The organism is Streptomyces sp. NPDC043176 (assembly GCF_056436715.1).
Map to the genome: position 1 here is coordinate 556,985 of NZ_JBWKCA010000001.1, position 6,586 is coordinate 563,570.

Here is a 6,586-nt window from a genome sequence, read left to right on the forward strand (position 1 = left end):
AACATTGATGCGAAGAACCGGGGAGAGAGTCGCAGGAATGACGGGGACCTGTCAGGAGTGCATCGACAAGTTGGCCGGAAATCGTCCGCTGCCCGTACGTCGGTGTTCGTTAACCGGACGTTTCGCCGATCATGGCCTCGATGCCGTCCAACGTTCGGCGGAGCCCGAATTCGAAGAGCGTCTCCAGGTCCAGACCGAAGCCTCCCCCGCTGGTCACCGACGCCAGCTCCGGGTACGAGCCGCCCGCCTGGATCGCGTCGAACCGTGGCTCATTCTGTTCCATCCACTCGCCGTCGGAGATCCCCGTGTCCTGCCGCGCCTGCTCCTCCAGATCGTCCGCCATCGACAGGCCCTGGACGTACGCGAAGATCAGCAGGTGGGCGTGGAGCTTGTCCGAGGGCGACAGCCGCGTCCCGCGCAGCGACCGCAGCACCCACTCCGTGTACGCCATCGCGTTCGGCGTCGCGACCGGCCGCGTGAACGACGCCATCGCGTGCGCCATCCACCGGTGCCGGGTGTACACGGCGCGCAGCCAGCGCGCCGCCTGCTCGAGCCCCGTCCGCCAGTCCGCCGGCACCGGCCCCAACGGCACCTCGCCGCACGCCGCGTCCGTCATCAGCCGCACCAGCTCGGCCTTGCCCGGCACATGACGGTACAGCGTCATCGTCGACACCCCGAGCACCGTCGCCACCCGGCGCATGGTCAGCGCGTTCAGGCCCTCGGCGTCGGCGAGTGCGAGCGAGGCCGCGACGAGCCGCTCCCGCGACAGGGGCGCCGCGTCCGGATCCGCCGGGGCGACGACCACCGTGCCCACCCCCGGCTCCGGCCGCACCAGACCCTCCTGGCGCAGCACCGCGAGCGCCTTCGTGGCCGTGGCCATCGCCACCCCCCACTCCCGGGTGACGGCCCGCGTCGACGGCACCCGGGAGCCCGGCGGCAGCTCGCCGGTCCGGATGCGGCGCCGGAGCTCGGCGGCGATGGCGAGGTAGGGCGGGGAGGTCGGCACGGCGGGGAGTGTACTAGTGCGCTCGGGACGCCGTACATCCCGTTGAACAGGGGCTTCACCGGCACCACTTGAGGTGCACTAGGGCGGGAGTGGCGGCGTACGCCCGGGGCTGCTTCCTTCCCCGTATGACACTCACCGACAGCCCCCGGCCCACCCCAGGACCCGTCCTCGCGGGACGGCGCGAATGGACCGCCCTCGGCGTCCTCATGCTGCCGCTGCTCCTCGTCTCCATGGACGTCTCGGTCCTCTACTTCGCGATCCCCGCCATCGCCGCCGACCTCCGGCCCGGCGCGACCCAGCAGCTGTGGATCCTCGACATGTACGGCTTCGTGCTCGCCGGACTCCTCGTCACCATGGGGGCCCTCGGCGACCGCGTCGGACGACGCGGACTCCTCCTCTTCGGCGCCGCCCTCTTCGGCGCCGCCTCCGTCCTCGCCGCCTACGCCCACAGCCCCGGCGCCCTCATCGGCGCCCGCGGGCTCCTCGGCGTCGCCGGCGCCTGCCTCATGCCGTCCACCCTCGCCCTGCTCCGCACCCTCTTCCAGGACCCGGCCCAGCGCGCCAGGGCCGTCACCCTGTGGACGACCGTCATGGCGAGCGGCATCTCCCTCGGCCCCGTCGTCAGCGGCGCGCTCCTCGAACACTTCTGGTGGGGATCGGTGTTCCTGGTCAACCTGCCCGCGATGCTGCTGCTGCTCGTCCTCGGACCCCTGCTGCTCCCCGAGTCCCGGCCGGCCGCGGCCGGTGCGCGGTTCGACGTCCTCAGCGCCGTCCTCTCCCTCGCCGCCCTGCTGCCGCTGATCCACGGCGTCAAGGAACTCGCCAAGGACGGCTGGGCGCCCCTGCCCGCGCTCGGGGTGACCTTCGGGCTGCTCCTCGCCCTCGTCTTCGTCCGCCGTCAGACGCGGGCCGCCCACCCCCTGGTCGACCTGGGACTCGTCCGGACCCCCGCCTACGGCGGCTCCCTCCTCGCCAACCTGCTCGCCATGGCCGCGACCGTCGGCTTCGCCGTCTTCCTCACCCAGTACCTCCAGTCAGTCCTCGGCCACAGCCCCCTCGAAGCGGCCCTCTGGAGCCTCGTCCCCACCGGAGGCGTCCTGGTCGCCGCGCCCGTCGCCGCGATGCTCGCCGGACGGGTGCACCGGGCGTACGTCATGGCCGGCGGGTTCCTCGTCGCCGCCGGCGGGTTCGGATGGCTGACCACCATCGGGCGCGCCACGCCGTTCTGGGTGGTCCTGGTCGCCGCCGCCGTGTACGCCGCCGGGCTCGTGTCCGCCATGACCCTCGCCAACGAACTCGCCCTCGGCGCCGCGCCGCCCGAGCGCGCGGGATCCGCCACGGCCGTCCTCGAAGCCGGACAGGAGCTGGGCGGCGCGCTCGGCATGGCGGTGCTCGGCTCCGTCGGCGCGGCCGTCTACGCGGCGGCGATGCCCGCGTCCGCGCCCGCCGGGGCCCGGGAGACCCTGGGCGGCGCGCTGGGCGCCTCCCCGGCCGTGCTCGACGCGGCCCGCACGGCCTTCGTCGACGCCATGGCGGGCGCGGCCGCGGGCGCCGCCCTCCTCGCGCTCCTCGCTGCCGGGGCGACCCTGCGCCTGCTGCGCCGGCGGACGTGAGGCGGGCGGACGGCCGGCACGCGTGGGACCGGCGACGGGCGGCCCGGGCTCGGCCGGCGGTGGCTCGGCCGTCCGCGGCCCGCGGCGGACGGCCCGCCCGCGGCCCGCCGTGGACCGCCCCTCGCACGCCGGGCCGGCCCGCCACGGTCCGCCCGGGCGCCGTACGCGCCTGCCGGTCAGCCCACCAGGCTGTCGCGCCAGGCCTGGTGGAGTCCGGCGTAGTGACCGTCGGCGGTGACCAGGCTCCGCGGGGTGCCGTCCTCGACGATGCGGCCGGAGTCCATGACGAGGACGCGGTCGGCCACCTCGACCGTGGACAGCCGGTGCGCGATGACGACGGCCGTGCGGCCGGCGAGGACGGTGTCCATGGCGTGCTGGACGGCGCGCTCGCCCGGCACGTCGAGGGAGCTGGTGGCCTCGTCGAGGATGAGGACGGCCGGGTCCGCGAGGAGGGCGCGGGCGAAGGCGACCAGCTGGCGCTGGCCGGCCGAGATGCGGCCGCCGCGCTTGCGCACGTCCGTGTCGTAGCCGTCCGGCAGGTTCGCGATGAAGTCGTGCGCGCCGATGGCCTTGGCCGCCGCCTCGATCTCGTCGCGGGTCGCGTCCGGGCGGCCGATCGCGATGTTCTCGGCGACCGTTCCGGAGAAGAGGAACGCCTCCTGGGTGACCATGACGACCCCGCGCCGGAGGTCCGGTGTGGTGAGGTCGCGCAGGTCGACGCCGTCGAGGAGGACCCGGCCGTCGGTGGGGTCGTAGAACCGGGCGAGGAGCTTGGCGAGGGTCGACTTGCCCGCGCCCGTGGCGCCGACGACGGCCACGGTCTGGCCCGCGGGGATCGTCAGGTCGAAGCGGGGCAGGACCTCGCCGCCCGTGCGGTAGGCGAAGCGGACCCCGTCGAAGACCACCTGGCGGCCCGGGGTCCCCGCGCGCGTGGGGAGGGGCCGGGGAGCGGTCGTCTCGGGCACTCCCGGCTGCTGGGCGAGGAGGCCGGCGATCTTGGCGAGGGAGGCGGCCGCCGACTCGTACGAGTTGAGGAACATGCCGAGCCGGTCGATCGGGTCGTACAGGCGCCGCATGTAGAGCACGGCGGCGGCCAGGACGCCCAGTTCGAGCGAACCGTCGGCGACGCGGTACGCCCCCCAGAGGCACATGCCGGCGACCGCCGTGTTGGCGACCAGACGGGAGCCGACGACGTAGCGGGCCATCTCCAGGAGGGCGTCGCCGTTGCTGCGCTCGTGGCGGTGGTTGAGGACGGCGAACTCGGCGTCGTTGGCCTCCTCGCGGCGGAACGCGCGGACCGGGCGGATGCCGTTCATCGTCTCCGCGAACTTCACGATCACGCCCGCGATCGCCGTGGACCGGTGGGTGTAGACCTCGCCCACGCGCCGGCGGTAGCCGCGGATCAGCAGGTACAGCGGCGCGAAGGAGGCGACGGCCACCGCCCCGATGCCCAGGTCGAGCCAGAGCAGGACGAGGGAGATGGAGAGGAAGGAGAGGACGACGCCGACGAGTTCCTGGAGGCCCTCGGACAGCAGCTCGCGCAGCGACTCGACGTCGGTGGTGGCGCGGGAGATCAGCCGGCCCGAGGTGTAGCGCTCGTGGAAGTCGACGCTCAGCACCTGGGCGTGGCGGAAGATCCGGCCCCGCAGATCGAGCAGGACGTCCTGGTTGACGCGGGCGGCGCCGCGCACGAAGACGTACTGGAGGAGCCCGGACAGGGCCGCGCAGAGCAGGTACCCCACCGCCACCGCGACGACGGGGCCGTGGTCGCCGGCCCGGAACGCGGGGACGCCCCGGTCGATCGCGTACGCGACGAGCAGCGGGCCCGCCTGCACGGCGGCCTCCTTGACGAGGAGGACGAGCGCGGCGCACGCGACCCGGGTCCGGTGGGCGGCGAGGAGGGAGCGCAGGAGCGCGCCCGTCGCGCCGGGCGGGGCGGGCAGGTCGTCCCGGTCGAAGGGGTCGGACGGCGGGGCCCCGTCCGCGGGCCGCTGCTCCGGCGTGGTGTCCGTCATCGCTTCTCCTGGGTCTCGCCGGACATCAGCCAGGCGTACTCCTCGCTGCTCCGCAGCAGTTCCTGGTGGGTGCCGACCGCCGCGATCCGGCCCCGCGACAGCAGCGCCACCCGGTCGGCGAGCATGACCGTGGACGGGCGGTGCGCCACGACCAGGGCCGTCGTCTCGCGCAGGACCTCCCGCAGGGCGGCCTCCACCCGGGCCTCGGTGTGCACGTCGAGCGCCGACAGCGGGTCGTCCAGGATCAGGAACCGGGGACGGCCGACGACCGCCCGCGCCAGGGCGAGCCGCTGGCGCTGGCCGCCCGAGAGGCTCAGCCCCTGTTCGCCGACCTGGGTGGCGGAGCCCTCCGGCAGCCGTCCGACGAAGCCGTCCGCCTGGGCCACGCCCAGGGCGCGCTCCAGCTCGGGTTCCCCCGCGCTCCTCCCCGCCCCCATGAGGACGTTCTCGCCGACGCTCGCGGAGAACAGCGTGGGCTCCTCGAAGGCCATCGACACCAGGGACCGCAGCCGTGTGCGCTCCATCAGGGCGATGTCCTCGCCGTCCAGCAGGATCCGGCCGCCGGTCGCCTCGTGGAGGCGGGGGACGAGCGCGGTGAGGGTCGTCTTGCCGGAGCCGGTGCCGCCGACCAGGGCGAGGGTCTCGCCGGGCCGGATGTGCAGGTCGACGCCGTCCAGGACGGGCGGGGCGTCGTCGGGCGCGTCGGGGTAGCGGAACGTCACGCCCTCGAACCGCACCCCGCCGGGGCCGGTCCCGGGCGACGGCGCCGGAGACGCGGTGTCCGGCTCCTCCTCGGCGTCCATCACCTCGAAGTACCGCTCGGTGGCGGTCGCCGCCTCCTGGCTCATCGCGAGCAGGAAGCCGATGGACTCCACCGGCCAGCGCAGCGCGAGCGCCGTCGACAGGAACGCGACGAGCGTGCCCGCCGACAGGTCGCCGTCGGCGACCTGCACGGTGCCCAGGACGAGCGCCGCCCCGATGGCCAGTTCCGGTACGACGGTGATGACCGCCCAGATCATCGCGAGCAGCCGCGCCTTCACCAGCTCGGTCCCGCGCAGCCGCTCCGAGAGCCCCCGGAAGGCCTCCGCCTGGCTGCGGTGCCGGCCGAAGCCCTTGACGATCCGGATGCCGAGGACGCTCTCCTCCACCACCGTCGTCAGATCGCCGACCTGGTCCTGCGCCCGGCGCGCCACCGCCCCGTACCGGGTCTCGAACATCGAGCAGACGACCACCAGCGGCAGCACGGGCGTCAGCAGCACCAGCCCCAGCGACCAGTCCTGCGCGAGCAGCAGGACGTACCCCGCCAGGATCGTCACTCCGTTGACCAGCAGGAACGTCAGAGGGAAGGCCAGGAACATCCGCACCAGCATCAGGTCCGTCGTCCCGCGCGAGAGCAGCTGCCCCGACGCCCACCGGTCGTGGAACGCGATCGGCAGCCGCTGCAGCCTGCGGTACAGGTCCGCCCGCATCTCCGCCTCGACCGCGGACAGCGGCCGTGCCACCAGCCAGCGCCGGAACCCGAACAGCAGCGCCTCCGCGACGCCCAGCAGCAGCAGGTACAGCGCGCCGCGCCACACGCCGCCCGGATCCCGGTCCGCGACCGGCCCGTCCACCATCCACTTCAGGACCAGCGGGATCACCAGCGACAGACAGGACGCCACCACCGCCACCACGGCGGCCGCGAACCACCTCCCCCGCACCGGTCGTACGTACGGCCACAGGCGCAGAAGGACGCGCACCGCCGACCGCTCGGGGGGTTTCGGCGCGCTCGCTGGGTTCTCAGGTGTCTCGGGCATCATGTCCGACCATACGGTTCACCCCTGACACCTCTCATCCGGTTTTCCGGCCTCCGGAAGCGCCCGCGGGCGCCCCGGCACCCCTGCCGGGCCCGGCCCGCCCGCGGGCGCCCCGGCACCCCTGCCGGGCCCGGCCCGCCCGCGGGCGCCCCGGCC

4 protein-coding genes are annotated in these 6,586 nt (G+C 74.5%); 1 reads left to right on the top strand and 3 read right to left on the bottom strand.

The window, feature by feature from the left end:
• Positions 1-109 precede the first annotated feature (109 nt).
• Entirely contained in the window at positions 110-1,006 is an 897-nt protein-coding gene (locus AC067A_RS02460) for a TetR/AcrR family transcriptional regulator C-terminal domain-containing protein (RefSeq protein ID WP_478613399.1), read from the bottom strand.
• 125 nt (positions 1,007-1,131) lie between these two features.
• On the opposite strand from AC067A_RS02460, the gene AC067A_RS02465 reads away from it, so the two are divergent.
• Complete coding sequence (locus tag AC067A_RS02465; RefSeq protein WP_478613402.1) at positions 1,132-2,619, top strand: MFS transporter; 1,488 nt, start codon at positions 1,132-1,134, stop codon at positions 2,617-2,619.
• Positions 2,620-2,795: 176 nt separating this feature from the next.
• Here AC067A_RS02465 and AC067A_RS02470 read toward each other — a convergent pair whose 3' ends face one another.
• Both AC067A_RS02470 and AC067A_RS02475 read right to left on the bottom strand, forming a co-directional pair.
• Positions 2,796-4,634 (bottom strand): ABC transporter ATP-binding protein, encoded by a 1,839-nt coding sequence (locus AC067A_RS02470; RefSeq protein ID WP_478613405.1) that lies wholly within the window; start codon positions 4,632-4,634, stop codon positions 2,796-2,798.
• On the bottom strand, positions 4,631-6,433 hold the full coding sequence (locus AC067A_RS02475) for an ABC transporter ATP-binding protein (protein WP_478613408.1): 1,803 nt from the start codon (positions 6,431-6,433) through the stop codon (positions 4,631-4,633). The genes AC067A_RS02470 and AC067A_RS02475 overlap by 4 nt, the downstream gene beginning before the upstream one ends.
• Positions 6,434-6,586: the final 153 nt, after the last annotated feature.